11 protein-coding genes are annotated in these 12,648 nt (G+C 73.9%); 6 read left to right on the forward strand and 5 right to left on the reverse strand.

Annotated features, from left to right (window positions below):
* Positions 1-7 precede the first annotated feature (7 nt).
* Together LPA42_RS15990 and LPA42_RS15995 are read right to left on the reverse strand one after the other, a co-directional pair.
* Positions 8-265, reverse strand: a complete 258-nt coding sequence (locus tag LPA42_RS15990; protein ID WP_077937983.1) for a hypothetical protein — start codon at positions 263-265, stop codon at positions 8-10.
* A gap of 167 nt (positions 266-432) precedes the next feature.
* Positions 433-2,883 (reverse strand): transglycosylase domain-containing protein, encoded by a 2,451-nt coding sequence (locus tag LPA42_RS15995; RefSeq protein ID WP_077937984.1) that lies wholly within the window; start codon positions 2,881-2,883, stop codon positions 433-435.
* Positions 2,884-3,279: 396 nt separating this feature from the next.
* Between LPA42_RS15995 and LPA42_RS16000 the strand changes: the two genes are divergently transcribed.
* Entirely contained in the window at positions 3,280-3,597 is a 318-nt protein-coding gene (locus tag LPA42_RS16000) for a WhiB family transcriptional regulator (RefSeq protein ID WP_043964926.1), read from the forward strand.
* A gap of 42 nt (positions 3,598-3,639) precedes the next feature.
* On the opposite strand, the gene LPA42_RS16005 is transcribed toward LPA42_RS16000, so the two are convergent.
* The 3 genes from LPA42_RS16005 to LPA42_RS16015 are packed head-to-tail and all read right to left on the reverse strand — an operon-like array spanning position 3,640 to position 6,564.
* Positions 3,640-4,791: an ArsA-related P-loop ATPase gene (locus LPA42_RS16005; RefSeq protein ID WP_176734170.1), complete on the reverse strand. Its 1,152-nt coding sequence runs from the start codon at positions 4,789-4,791 to the stop codon at positions 3,640-3,642.
* Between the two features lie 54 nt (positions 4,792-4,845).
* Positions 4,846-5,823, reverse strand: a complete 978-nt coding sequence (locus LPA42_RS16010) for an ArsA-related P-loop ATPase (RefSeq protein ID WP_077937986.1) — start codon at positions 5,821-5,823, stop codon at positions 4,846-4,848.
* A 48-nt stretch (positions 5,824-5,871) separates the two neighbouring features.
* Entirely contained in the window at positions 5,872-6,564 is a 693-nt protein-coding gene (locus LPA42_RS16015) for a hypothetical protein (protein WP_228986655.1), read from the reverse strand.
* A gap of 361 nt (positions 6,565-6,925) precedes the next feature.
* On the opposite strand from LPA42_RS16015, the gene LPA42_RS16020 reads away from it, so the two are divergent.
* The 5 genes from LPA42_RS16020 (at position 6,926) to LPA42_RS16040 (ending at position 12,595) form a co-directional block, all read left to right on the forward strand.
* Complete coding sequence (locus LPA42_RS16020; protein WP_043964934.1) at positions 6,926-7,414, forward strand: hypothetical protein; 489 nt, start codon at positions 6,926-6,928, stop codon at positions 7,412-7,414.
* A gap of 44 nt (positions 7,415-7,458) precedes the next feature.
* Positions 7,459-7,614: a DUF4177 domain-containing protein gene (locus LPA42_RS16025; RefSeq protein WP_018222171.1), complete on the forward strand. Its 156-nt coding sequence runs from the start codon at positions 7,459-7,461 to the stop codon at positions 7,612-7,614.
* A 5-nt stretch (positions 7,615-7,619) separates the two neighbouring features.
* Positions 7,620-8,081 (forward strand): RidA family protein, encoded by a 462-nt coding sequence (locus LPA42_RS16030; RefSeq protein WP_043966380.1) that lies wholly within the window; start codon positions 7,620-7,622, stop codon positions 8,079-8,081.
* A 123-nt stretch (positions 8,082-8,204) separates the two neighbouring features.
* The gene (locus LPA42_RS16035; protein WP_077937987.1) at positions 8,205-9,017 is read left to right on the forward strand and encodes an MBL fold metallo-hydrolase; all 813 of its coding nucleotides are present in this window, start codon (positions 8,205-8,207) and stop codon (positions 9,015-9,017) included.
* Positions 9,014-12,595 (forward strand): adenylate/guanylate cyclase domain-containing protein, encoded by a 3,582-nt coding sequence (locus LPA42_RS16040; RefSeq protein ID WP_077937988.1) that lies wholly within the window; start codon positions 9,014-9,016, stop codon positions 12,593-12,595. The genes LPA42_RS16035 and LPA42_RS16040 overlap by 4 nt, the downstream gene beginning before the upstream one ends.
* The last annotated feature ends 53 nt before the right edge of the window (positions 12,596-12,648 follow it).

Below are 12,648 nucleotides of genomic sequence, written 5' to 3' on the forward strand. Positions count from 1 at the left end.
CCGGTCGTCACGTGCTCCTTCGCCTGGCCGCCTCGGTCAGGAAGATCGCGAGTCGGGTGGCCGAGATCGCCAGGCCGGGGCCGAACACCATCACCCACAACGCGCGTGGCTCGACCAGCGAGAAGATCAGGACGATCGACACCGCGACGTGCGCGGCCAGGAAGCCGAGGCGTAGCCGCATGGGTCGTAATGGCAGCGACGCCACTACGACCCATGCGATTCCTATGGGCACCAGAATGAACCAGACGAGCGCAAACGCGGCCATCCGCTCACGTTATCCGGGCGGCGCCCCGCAGTTCGGCCTGCTCGATGTGACCCGCTGGATGACGGGCCTGTTCGACAGTTCTGTAATCGGCGATGAACGGCGACGGGCGGGCACCCCCGGTTGAGGGGTGCCCGCCCGTCGTCACCTGCGATGCGGGTGCGGCCCGGTCAGCCGTTGCGACCCGGTCGGCCGCCCTGGCCGGGTGGGTTGCCCGGGCCGGGCCCGCCACCGGTGCCGCCGTTGGCCGGCGGGCTGGAGGGGCCGCCGCTGCCGCTGCTGACCTCGATGACCACCACGCCGCCCTTGATGGTGCGCCCGTTCGGGCTGGTGCCGGCGGCCTGGCCGGCCGCGCAGCTCGACGGCACCTTGGCCGAGGAGACCACCGGGTCGAAGCCGGCGCCCCGCAGCCGGTCCTTCGCGGTCTCGACGTCCACGCACTTCACGTCGGGGATCGACCGCTGGTCACCCTCCATGATCTTGCCGCTGGGCGGGGTGAACTCGATGCCCTTCTTGCCCTTCATGGCGTCGCGCAGCGTCTCGTACACCGGGGGGTTGATGCCCGTCGGGGTGTCGTGGCCCATCTGCTGGTTGGTCTGCGGCCAGTCCGGGTCGGCCATGATGCCGGCGACCGAGTACTGCTTGGTCATCGCGACCAGCGACGAGGTCTTCTCCGAGTCGGTGGTGCCGGACTTTCCGGCCACCGGCTTGCCGACGATGTTCCGCACGTTGCCGGCGGTGGCACCGGTGCACCGGGTGGTGGACGACCGGTCGCCGACCGGGCAGCGGGCCGCGTCCACGGCCGCGCGGGCGACCTGGGTGCTGATCCGCTGCTCGCAGCGCGGGTTGGCGACGTCGAGCTTCTTGCCGTCCGGGCCCTTGATCTCCTGCACCGGGATCGGCTCGCAGTACTTACCGTCGGCCGCGAGGGTCGCGTACGCGTTGGCCAGGTCCAGCGGGGTGGTGGCCGACACGCCGAGGGTGAACGCGCCCCACTGGTGCGCCGCCTCCTTGTTGTTGGCGAAGTCGGCGTCCTCGCTCGAGCGGAACTCGATGCCCAGCTTCTGCGCCGCCTTGACCACGTTCTCCGCGCCGACCTGCTGCTGGAGCGGAACGAAGAAGGTGTTCACCGAGCGGCCGAACGCGCTCCACATGTTGTGCACGCCGGCCATCGACTCGACCGAGTTGGTCGGGCAGTAGTAGGGGCCCTGGCAGGCTGCCGGGCTGCTGGGATTGATGATGTATTCCGACTTGAACTGCTTCGGCGAGTTGATCGTGTAGCTGAGCGGGATGCCCTTCTCCAGCGCGGCCACGATCGTGAAGATCTTGAACGTCGAGCCGGCCTGGTATCCCTTGATGTCGCCGCCGCCGGAGAGCAGCGGGTTCACCGTGTTGGGGTAGTTGCCCCGGATGCCCTTGCTGCGCTTCTTCGGGTCGCTGTTCAGCTTGTTCTGCGGCTTCTTCGGGTCGTCGATCTTGAAGTTGCGGTTCACCGAGAGCGCGCGGACCCGGCCGGTGCCCGGCTCGACGACCGCGACCATCCGGGCCGCCTTGCTGTTGACGCCCAGGTTCTTGCGGACCGCCTTGTCGGCGCCGTTCTGCGCCTGCGCGTCGAGGCTGGTGACGATCGTGTAGCCGCCGCTCTTGAGCCGCCGCTCCCGGTCGTACGAGGTCGAGCCGAACGTCTCCTGCTGCATCCACCAGCGGTAGAAGTAGTCGCAGAAGAAGCCCCACTCCTTCTTGTTGGTGGCGACGCAGCCGTTCGGGGTGGTCTTGTCCTTGATCACCATCTTGGTGGCCTTGGCCGCGTCACCCTCCTGCTGGGTGATCGCGCCGATCTTGACCATGTTGTCGATCACGTAGTTGCGCCGGTCCAGGGCGAGCGGATACCCGGTCTTGGTGGTCGGGTCGTTCGTGCTCGGGGCCTTCACCATGCCGGCGAGCATGGCCGCTTCCTCGATCTTGAGCTTGCTCGGCGGCTTGCCGAAGTAGACCTGGCTGGCGGCGTAGATGCCGTACGCGCCGTTGCCGAAGGAGGCGAGGTTGAGATAGCGGGTGAGGATCTCGTCCTTGGAGAACTCCTTGTCGACCTGGAGGGCCAGCCGCATCTCGCGCAGCTTGCGGGCGCTGGTGTCCTCGGTCGCGGCGACGACGTCGGCCGGGTGGGTGGCCGAGTAGGCGATGGCCAGCCGGACGTACTGCATCGTCAGCGTCGACGCGCCCTGCTGGGAGTTCGCGCCGGACTGGTTGTTGACGAACGCCCGGGCGACGCCGTTGAGGTCGACGCCGTTGTGCTTGTAGAAGTCGTGATCCTCCGCGGCGATGATCGCCTTCGGCATGTACGGCGACATGTCGCCGAACTTCACGTCGCGCCGGTTCTCGTCGTACATGGTCGCGAGCGGCGTCTTGCCGTCGGAGGCGAGCAGGTAGCTGATCTGCGGCGCGCGGCCCACCGTCAGCTCCTTGGGCAGTGCCCCGAAGGTCTCAGCGCCGGCCTTGGCGGCCAGCCCGGACATCGCCACCGCGGGGAAGGCCGCCGCTGCGACCACCACGCCGGCCAGCAGGCCACAGACGAGCAGCGATGCGGCGTTGGTCAGCACATTATGGTCACGTTTCCGCATCCAGGTCACCTCGACAGGGTACGCGAGTAGGGAACGAGGGGCGCTGGGGCGTCTTTTCCCCATTTCCTGCGCGCGCCGACCTCGTTGTGCTAAACGCACGAGCCCTGGTGCGGGGTTGCGCGGATCCGCGATGAGTCTCCACCGATCGGAGGAGCGGCGCAGCGTTTTCACGTACTGCGGCCGGGTAGACGGGGGCCGAAGGCCCGGGAAGCCGGGAGTGTCCGTAATGATGGATTTTGCCGACAACGTTGCGTAATCATCCAACTACAGAGCATGATGGTTGGGGCGACAGCCACCGTCGTCCGTGCCGCCCTGGGGAGGCCGGCCGGACGACCGGGGGGATTCGACGGCTGGTCGCGCGAAGTCGGTAGGTACTGCAAGGGGGGACGTGTACACATGGGCATGATCACTGACTGGCCGTCACTGGCGGCGTGTCAGAACGGGGACCCGGACGCGCTGTTCGTACAGGGCGCTGAACAGAACGTGGCGAAGCGGATCTGCCGGAGCTGCCCAGTTCGGTACGAGTGCCTGGCCGACGCGCTCGACAACCGGATCGAGTTCGGGGTCTGGGGTGGCATGACCGAGCGGGAACGCCGGGCCCTGCTGCGCCGGCACCCCCAGGTCGCCAGCTGGCGGAAGATGTTCGAGGCGGCCATGAAGAAGAACGCGAAGGACAAGTCCGGCAAGGACAAGGTCCTCGTCCCGACCGGCTGACGGCCGGTCAGGCAGGCCAGGGCCGGCCGATCGCGGGCCGGCTCACGGCCGGCTGATCGCCGCGCCGATCGTCCGCAGCCCGTCGACGTCGTGCACGTCGGCGGGCTGCGCCGTCACCGACACCGCCGGCACCTGCGGGAACGCCTCGGTGAACCGGGCCGCCACCCGCTGCTCGCGCTGCGCCTGCTGGACCAGCGCGGCGTGCGCCCGCAGCACGTCGACCGTGCCGTCGTGCCCGCCGGCCTCGGCCAGCCGCTGCGCGGCGGCCAGGCACGCCTCGGCGTCCAGCGCCGGCACCGTCGGCTCGTGGACCCGGTTGAGCACCAGCCCGGCCAGCGGCATCCGCTCGGAGTGCAGCCGACCGGCGAAGTAGGCCGCCTCCCGGACCGCGTCGGGCTCCGGGGCCGCGACCAGCAGGAAGGCCGTCTCCCGCGCCTGGAGGATCCGGTACGTCTGCTCGGCCCGCTGCCGGAAGCCGCCGAACATCGAGTCCAGCGCCGCCACGAAGCCGGACAGGTCGGTGAGCAGCTGCGCGCCGAGCACCTTCTGCACCACCTTCGAGAACATCCCGAAGCTCGCGGTGACGAGGCTGAACATGCTGCGGCCCCCGCTGCGCGCCGGAGCCAGCAGCAGCCGCAGCATCCGGCCGTCGAGGAACCGGGAGAGCCGGGCCGGGGCGTCCAGGAAGTCCAGCGCCGAGCGGGACGGCGGGGTGTCCACCACGATCAGGTCCCACTCGCCCCGGGCGTGCAGCTGGCCCAGCTTCTCCATCGCCATGTATTCCTGCGTGCCGGCGAACGTGGAGCTCATCGCCTGGTAGAACGGGTTGGCGAAGATCTCCTGCGCCTTCGCCGGGTCGGTGTGCTGGAGCACCACGTCGTCGAACGTGCGCTTCATGTCCAGCATCATGGCGTGCAGCTCGCCGCCGCTGGCCTCGACGTCGATGCCCTTGACCTGGCGGGGCGTGTTGTCCAGCTCGGTCAGGCCCAGCGACTGGGCCAGCCGGCGGGCCGGGTCGATGGTGAGCACCACCGTGCGCCGGCCGTGCTGCTCGGCGGCGCGCAACGCGAGCGCGGCGGCGGTGGTCGTCTTGCCCACCCCGCCCGCCCCGCAGCACACCACGATCCGCACGCCCGGGTCGGCGAGGATCTGGTCGACGTCCAGCTGCGGCGCCGCGGCTTCGGAAGGCACCAATCGAGCGTATCGGGCTGAGCACGGTCTCCGCGCCGTGCCGGCCGCCAGTGTGAGTCAATCCGCCCGCACGAGCGCCCGGGACAGCTCCGCCAGCCCCGCCCGGTCCACCCCGCCGGGCAGCAGCGGCAGCTCGGTCAGGGGCAGCCCCAGCTCGGCCAGGTCGCCGCGCAGCGAGTCCTCCAGCTCCCGGCGGACCCGCTGGTCCCGGGCCTCGGCGGCGAGCCCGGCGACGGTGTCCCGGTCGGCCGGCAGCCCGGCGGCGGCCAGGCCACGCCGCAGCTCGGCGGCGGTCACCGGCCGGCCGGCGGGCAGCGGGGGACGGGCCGCGTTGACGATCACCCGCCCCACCGGGAAGCCGAGCTGGGTCAGCTCGGCGACGGCGTCCACCGTCTCCTGGACCGGCATCTCCTCCAGCAGCGTCACCACGTGCACCGCGGTCATCGGGGAGCGCAGCAGCGCGGCGACCCCCTCACTCTGGGTCTTGATCGGGCCGACCTTGGCCAGCCGGGCCGTCTCCGCCGTGACGTTGAGGAACCGGCCGATCCGCCCGGTCGGCGGCGCGTCCAGCACCACCGCGTCGTACGCCCGGCGTTGCCCGGCCTTGCGGGTCGTCGCCTCCTTGACCTTGCCGGTGAGCAGCACGTCCCGCAGGCCGGGGGCGATGGTGGTGGCGAAGTCGATCGCGCCGAGCTTGCGCAGCGCCCGGCCGGCCGCGCCGAGCTTGTAGAACATGTCGAGGTATTCCAGCAGGGCCTCCTCGGCGTCCACCGCGAGGGCCCGCACCTCGCCGCCGCCGGGGGCGTCGGTGAGGTGCCGCTCGGCGTACGGCAGCGGGTCGGTGCCGAAGAGCTGGGCGATGCCCTGCCGCCCCTCGACCTCGACCAGCAGGGTGCGCCGACCGTCGGCGGCCAGCGCCAGGGCCAGCGCCGCCGCCACGCTGGTCTTGCCGGTGCCGCCCTTGCCGGTCACGACGTTCAGGCGCGCCGGCCACTGCGTGGGGGCCGGGTCGGCCGGCCGCTCAGCTGCTCGCACCCGTCGAGCCTATCCACCCGGCGGGTGCCCCTCGGTCGGGTCGTCCGGTCAGGCGATCTCGCAGACCCACCAGCCGGTCTTCTGCACCACCGTGAAGCGGAGATCCTGGTCGGCGACCTTCTCGTCGGAGGTCGTCATGGTCACCCTGGTGGTGACGGTGGCCCGGTCGCCGGTCTGGTTGTCCACCTTCGGGCTGGTCCAGCGGAACCGGGCGTCCGAGTACTGCTCGGCGTACCGCTTCAGCTCCGTGACCTTGGCGGTGATCTTCCGGTCGTCGCGGGCGGCGGCGCAGACGTAGCCGGCCGCCTTGCGGGCGTCCCGCTCCCGGTAGACGGCGGTGAGGAAGTTTTCCACGGCGACCGCCGGCTCCTTCGCGCCCTCGCCGTTCTCCGTGCTGCGCAGCGTGAAGAACGCGGCGGCACCGCCGCCGCCGCAGAGCAGCAGCGCCAGGACCACCACGATCGAGGCGACGAGCACGCCCCGCCGCTGCTTCGGCGCGACCGGGGCATGGTAGGGCGGGTATCCCGGTGGGGGCGGCGGGATCGCGGCGGCCCCCGGGCCCGACGGGCCGCCGAAGGGGGTGGGCTGGGCGCCGAACGGCGCGGGTCCGGCCGGGGCGCCGAACGGGCCGGTGCCGGGCGGGGCGGGGGAGACCGGCCCGACGGGTGGGCCGGGCGTGTGGTCGCCGGAGGGCGGACCGCTGGGCGATCCGGTGGCGCCGCCGTTGGGCGGTTGGGTCATGTCGGTCCCCCGGGGGTGCGGCACGTCGTCGTCCCGGTGGGACGCGAGCGCTGGACGAGCGAAGGCGGGTGCGGAGGCGGCCGGGCCCGCGTGACCCGTCCGACGGGAAGGGTAACGGTGAACCCGGCCCAGGGTGGGGCCCCGGGCGGCCCGACCGACACGTCGATCACGGAAGCGCGTTCGGCGCCATCCGGTACCGGACCGCAATCTGTCGCATATGTGACTTTCGGTGCCTGATCATGCGCGTCCCGTTGTCCCTGTCCGAAAACGGTCCTACGTTCGTGCCGACGCGGGGGCGGATCGGCGGATGGCCCGAGCCGGATGGTGACGACGTGATCAGGTGCGAGGCCCGGAGGCAGTAATGCGCGACACCGACAACATCTCCCGAGCCCAGTTCCCGCCGCAGACCGGTTGCGCCCGGCGCGCCGGGGCCGGCCCCGCCGGCGAGGACGGCCCGGTCACCGGCCTGCCGTTCAACGAGCGTTCCTACCGCCGGCTCACCGACCCGGGGGAGATGCTGCGCACGCTCAGCCGGCCCGCCGAGCGCCCCCGCGACGAGGAGGAGACCGGCTACGTCATCCACCTGCCGATCCGGGTGCCCGACCTGGCGACGGCGACCGCGCTGGCCGGGCGCGTGGCGGTCTCGCTCGGCTTCCTGCCCGAGCTGGACGCCGGGGAGACCACCGTCTCGACGGCCGACGACCAGAACAACCGGCACCGGGTCTTCTGCGACCTGCTGCTGCCGGACCGGTCGCGCTGCCCCCAGCGGTACGACCACGAGGGCCCCTGCGGCGAGCCGCCGATCGCCCCGGAGCAGCGTCCCGCGCCGGGCGGTCCCGCCGGATCGTAGGCTGGGGCCGAAACAGTCGCCGCCTCCTAGGGAGCCCCGCACCGATGCAGAAGTGGGAATACTCGACCGTCCCGCTGCTGGTCCACGCGACCAAGCAGATCCTCGACAACTGGGGCGAGGACGGCTGGGAACTCGTCTCCGTGGTCCCCGGTCCCAACCCGGAGCAGCTCGTCGCGTACCTCAAGCGGCCGAAGGCGTGAGCGGCGTGGGCAACGGGCCGCACGCGAAGCTCGCCGAGCTCGGGCTGACGCTGCCCGAGGTGGTGCCCCCGGTGGCCAGCTACGTGCCGGCCGTGCAGTCCGGGCAGCACGTCTTTGTCTCCGGTCAGCTCCCGATGGCCGACGGCAAGCTGCTGGCCACCGGCAAGGTCGGCGCGGGGGTCTCCGCCGAGCAGGCCAAGGACCTGGCGCAGCGGTGCGCGCTGAACGGCCTCGCCGCCGTCGACGCGCTGGTCGGCCTGGAGAACGTGGTCAAGGTCGTCAAGGTGACCGGCTTCGTGGCGAGCGCCCCCGGCTTCACCGGCCAGCCCGGCGTGATCAACGGCGCGTCCGACCTGTTCGGCGCGGTCTTCGGCGAGGCGGGCCGGCACGCCCGTTCCGCGGTGGGCGTCTCGGAACTCCCGCTGGACGCCCCGGTAGAGGTCGAGCTGATCGTCGAGGTCGCCTGACCCGCACCCCCACCCCCGCGATCTTGCACTTCGGGCCCGGGCGAAAGCCGCGTAGAGGCACGAAACCCGGGCCGCAAGTGCAAGATCGCGGGGAGTGGCGGGGGGAGTCGTACGATCGCTGGCATGACCGGGCACATCACGGCGGCCGTGGCCGCGCTGGCTGACGAGCTGCCGGGATGGGTGACCCTGCTGCGGGCACCGAACCCGGGGCCGATGACCCTCGACGGCACCAACACCTGGGTGCTGCGGGCCGGGCCCGGCGAACCCGCGTTGGTGGTCGACCCGGGGCCCGCCGACGACGGTCACCTGGCGGCGATCGCCGCCCACGCCCCGGTCGCCACGGTGCTGATCACCCACGGGCACCCCGACCACACCGAGGGCTCGCCCCGGCTGCGCGAGCTGCTCGGCGGAGCGCCCGTGCGGGCCGTCGACCCGGCACACAGCCACGGCGGTCCGCCGCTGACCGCCGATGCCGTCCTGCACGCCGCCGGCCTCACCGTGCGGGCGCTGCCCGCCCCCGGGCACACCGCCGACTCCGTCTGCTTCCTCGTCGAGCGCGGCGACGAGCGGGTCGTGCTCACCGGCGACACCATCCTCGGGCGGGGCACCACCGTCGTCGCCCACCCCGACGGGCAGCTCGGGGCATACCTCGACAGCCTGGAGCTGCTCTCGACGTACCGGGGGATCCCGGCGCTGCCCGGCCACGGCCCGGCGCTGGCCGACTGCGGCGTCGCCGCCGAGTTCTACCTCGCCCACCGCCGCGCCCGGCTCGACCAGGTGCGGCAGGCGGTCGCCGAGGGCGCGCGGACCGCGCCCGAGGTGGTGGCCCGGGTGTACGCGGACGTCGACCGGTCGCTGTGGTGGGCGGCCGAGTGGTCGGTCCGCGCGCAGCTGGACTACCTGGGGGTGCCCCCCGAACCGGCGGACCGGCCGTGACCTGCCCCGTCTGCGGGACGGTCGCCGTACCGGGGGCCCGGTTCTGCCACAACTGCGGAGCCGCGCTGCCGGCCGCCGCCACGCTGCCCGCCGCCGAACGGCGGGTCGTCACCGTGCTCTTCGGCGACCTGTCCGACTTCACCTCCTGGTCGGAGGACCTCGACCCGGAACGCGTCGGCGCGGTCACCGACCGGGTGCTCGCCGCCCTCGCCGGGGCCGTCAAGACGTTCGGCGGGCACGTCGACAAGCTCACCGGCGACGGGATCATGGCCGTCTTCGGCGCGCCCGTCGCCCACGAGGACGACGCCGAGCGGGCCGTCCGCGCCGCCCTGTCCATGCAGCGGGCCGTGCGCCGGGTGCTCGACGACGAGCGGGGCGGCGGCGCGCCACTCGGCCTGCGCGTCGGCCTCAACACCGGCGACGTGATCGCCGGCATCCAGGCCGCCATCGAATACACCGTCATCGGCGACACCGTGAACACCGCCGCCCGGCTCGCCGACGCCGCCGCCGTCGGCGCCGTCTACGCCGGGGCGCGCACCTCCGCCGCCACCCGGCACGTGGCGTCCTGGCGGGCACTGCGCCCGCTGCGGCTCAAGGGCAAGCGGGAACCCGTCGAGGCGTACGAGCTGCTCGGCCTCCTCGACGCCCCTGGCACCCGCTCCGGCCTCGGCGACGAGGCGCCGTTCGTCGGCCGGGAGACCGAGATCGGCCGGGTCGCCGGCCGGCTCGCCGAGGTCATCGACCGGGGTGAGCCCCGGGTGCTGCTGATGACCGCCGAGGCCGGCATCGGCAAGTCCCGGTTCGCCGCCGAGGTCGAACGCCTCGCCGCCGGCTACGACGTCGGCGCCGGCCGGTACGCCGCGCACACCGGCGCCCGGGTGCTCTCCGTGCGCTGCGCCGCGTTCGGTGAACGCCGCCGGCTCGCACCCCTCGCCGACCTGGTCCGCGCCGCCGTCGGCCTGCCCAACGACGCGGCCACCGCGCTGACCCGGCCCGCCGTCGAGGAGCGGCTGCGCCGGCTCAACCAGCGCATCGGCCGGCTCGGCGACGACGCACCGCCGGTCGCCGCCGACCAGCTGCTGGCCCTGCTCGGGTACGCCGACCTGCCCGCCGGCAGCCCGGCCGACCAGGGCGAGTGGGGCGGCGGGGCGCAGCAGCCCGCCGACGTCGACGCCGTGCCCAACGCGGTCGCCGACCTGCTCAGCGCCCTGGCCGCCGAGGCGCCGTTGGTGGTGCTCGTCGACGACCTGCACGACGCCACCACCGAGACGATCCGCGCCCTCGGGGTCGCCCTGTCCCGCATCGCCGGCCCGGTGCTGGTGCTGCTGCTCGGCCGCCCCGAGCTGGTCCGCACCGCCGGCGCGCTGACCCGGGTCGCCGACGCCGAGGTGCACGCCCTGCCCCCGCTGCGCGGCGCCGACGCGGCCCGGCTGCTCACCAGCTATCTCGGCGGCGGGAAGCTGCCGCAGCCCGACGCCGACCGGCTGCTCGCCACCGCCCAGGGCAACCCGTTCTACCTCGCCGAGCTGGTCACCCTGCTCATGGAGCGGGGCGCGCTGACCGCCGTGGCCGACCGGTCCGCCCCGGCCAACTCCGGCTGGCGGCTCGCCCCCGGCTCGCTGGGCAGCCGGCTGCTCTCCCGCGACCTCGCCGCCGTGCTCGCCGCGCGCATCGACGCGCTGCCGCCGGACGCCCGGTCGGTGCTGCGCGACGCCGCCGTCGTCGGTGACACCGTGCCCGACGGCGCGCTGGAGGCGCTGCGCGAACAGCGCGCCGGGCGGGACGGCCGACCGGCCGCCGTGGTCGCCGTCGAACTGGACCGGGCCGTCGAGGAACTGCTGCAACGCCGGATGCTGCACCGCACCCGCACCGGGTACGCGTTCGCCACCCCGCTGATGCGGGAGGCCGCGTACTCCGGGGTGAGCAAGGCCGAGCTGGCCGAGCGGCACGCGGCGCTGGCCCGGTGGGCCGCCCCCGACGGGTCGGCCGCGCCGGGCGGGTTCACCGACACCGCCCGGGACGCGTTCGTCGCCGAGCACGTCGAGCGGGCCGCCACGCTCGCCGACGCCGTCAAGCTGCGCCCGGACGCGCCGGCCCGCACCGTCGCGCCGCTGGGCGTGGCCGCGCTGGGCCGGGCCGCCCGCCGGTCCCTGCAGGCCGGGGAGCCGGCCGCCGCCGTCGAGTACGCCGAACGCGCCGCCGAGCTGGCCCGCGACGGGCTGCCCGCCGCCGACCGGGTGGTGCACGCCCGCGCGCTGCTCCAGGTCGGCCGGCCCGGTGACGCGCTCGCCTACGCGGAGAAGATCGCCGCCAACGCCGGGGACGACGCGGGCACCCGGGCCAGCGCCCTGCTGCTCGCCGGGCAGGCCCACCAGACCCTCGGCGACCAGGGCCGGGCCGTGGCCTGCTGGCAGGAGGCGTTGCAGGTGGCCGGCGTCGGCGGGCTGCCCAACCTGCGCGCCTCGGCGATGCGCCGGCTCGGCATGGCCGACTTCATCGCCGGCCGGCTCGGCCAGGCCAGCAGCCGGCTCGCCGCGTCGTACCAGGTCAGCCTCACCGCGCAGGACCGGCGGGGGCAGGCGTGGTCGTTGCAGAACCTGGCCTGGGTCACCACCACCCGCGGCGACTTCGCCGGCACCGACGCGGTGCTGAGCCGGGCCGCCCGGCTCTTCGCCGAGCTGAAGGACCCGTACGGGCGGGCGTGGCTGCGCGGCACCACCGCGTTCGCCCGGCTGCTCGCCGGCCGGCTGCGCGAGGCCCGCCGGCTGGCGCGGGTCTTCCTGCCGTTCGGGGAGCGGGTCGGCGAGGCGTGGGCCGTCGGCACGCTGCGCGCCGTCGAGGCGTTCGCCGGGGCGGAGCTGGGCGAGCTGAGCGAGGCCGACGGGGCGGCCCGCCGGGCGTACCGGGACTTCGCCGAGGTCTCCGACGACTGGGGGCGGGGCTTCGCCCTGGTGGCGCGGGGGGTGGTCGCCCGAGGGCTGGGCGAGCCGGAGCACGCCGCCGACCTGCTCGCCGACGCCATGTCGTACGCCGAGCGGACCTCGCATCCGCTGCTCACCGGGATGGCCGGCACGCTGCGCGGCTTCGTGGCGCTGGACCTGGGCGACTGCGAGACCGCCGAACGGTCGGCGCGGGCCGTGCTGACCGCCGTCGAGCCGCACAACCCGCAGGCCCCCGCGCAGGTGGGCCCCCGGGTGCTGCTGGCGACCGCCCGGCTCGCCGCCGGTGACCCGGCAACCGCCGTGGGGCTGCTCGCCCCGGTGGCCACCGCCGCCGCGAACGCGCCCTCGCTGCTGTTCTCCCGCCAGCAGACCATGGCCCGGTACGCTTCCGCGCTGCTCGCCCACGGCCAGCTCGACCAGGCGCTGGACTGGGCGCACCGGGCCATGGCCGTCCCCGCCGAGGACGTGCGCAGCCAGGTGATCGCCGTGAGCGTGCTGGCCGAGGCGCTGGCCGCCTGCGGGCGTCCCGCCGAGGCGCTGGCCCGGGCCGAGGAGGCGGTGCGCCTGGCGTACGCGACGGAGCAGCGCAGCGAGCGGCTCGCGGCGGACGCGCTGCGCGTGCGCCTGCAGGGGTAAGGAGGGGCCCCTTGTTAACGCATACGGTAGAGAAGGGCCCCCTTCTCACGGGC

Origin of the sequence: Micromonospora sp. DH13 (assembly GCF_020873825.1) — a bacterium.
GTDB classification, from domain to species: Bacteria; Actinomycetota; Actinomycetes; order Mycobacteriales; family Micromonosporaceae; genus Micromonospora; species Micromonospora haikouensis.

Bases quoted from the DNA above. Each gene is read 5' to 3' on its own strand.
- LPA42_RS15990 (WP_077937983.1), bottom strand. From the start codon at position 265: ATGGCCGCGTTTGCGCTCGTCTGGTTCATTCTGGTGCCCATAGGAATC.
- LPA42_RS15995 (WP_077937984.1), bottom strand. From the start codon at position 2,883: ATGCGGAAACGTGACCATAATGTGCTGACCAACGCCGCATCGCTGCTC.
- LPA42_RS16000 (WP_043964926.1), top strand. From the start codon at position 3,280: ATGGGCATGATCACTGACTGGCCGTCACTGGCGGCGTGTCAGAACGGG.
- LPA42_RS16015 (WP_228986655.1), bottom strand. From the start codon at position 6,564: ATGACCCAACCGCCCAACGGCGGCGCCACCGGATCGCCCAGCGGTCCG.
- LPA42_RS16020 (WP_043964934.1), top strand. From the start codon at position 6,926: ATGCGCGACACCGACAACATCTCCCGAGCCCAGTTCCCGCCGCAGACC.
- LPA42_RS16025 (WP_018222171.1), top strand. From the start codon at position 7,459: ATGCAGAAGTGGGAATACTCGACCGTCCCGCTGCTGGTCCACGCGACC.
- LPA42_RS16035 (WP_077937987.1), top strand. From the start codon at position 8,205: ATGACCGGGCACATCACGGCGGCCGTGGCCGCGCTGGCTGACGAGCTG.